1 protein-coding gene is annotated in these 281 nt (G+C 65.8%); it reads left to right on the top strand.

All coding sequences use genetic code 11. The features are described from left to right. Positions 1-281, top strand: a 281-nt coding sequence (locus VJI93_RS08715; protein WP_324009306.1) for a Shedu anti-phage system protein SduA domain-containing protein, incomplete at both ends; no start/stop codon positions are given.

A 281-nucleotide genomic window follows, 5' to 3' on the forward strand; every position in this document is an offset into this window, starting at 1 on the left:
GGATGCCGAAGCCCGCGCCGCCTACGTCGAGGAGCATGCTATCAGGAAGACCGGCGAGGAACCGGTCTGGCAGCACTTCTTCGAGGCGAACCCGTGGATCTTCGGGCATGGCCTGAACTACGTGTTCCTCGACAAGGTCGGCGCGAAGCTGGAGGCGATCACGACGGGCGCGAGCCATGAGGACGACGGCAACCGCGTCGACGCGCTGATGCGCACGCGCGCCGCGATCAGCCAGTATGTCCTGATCGAGATCAAGACGCCGTCGGCGGCGCTGGTGAAGG

The organism is Parvimonas sp. M20, assembly GCF_035282425.1.
Taxonomy (GTDB): Bacteria; Bacillota; Clostridia; order Tissierellales; family Peptoniphilaceae; genus Parvimonas.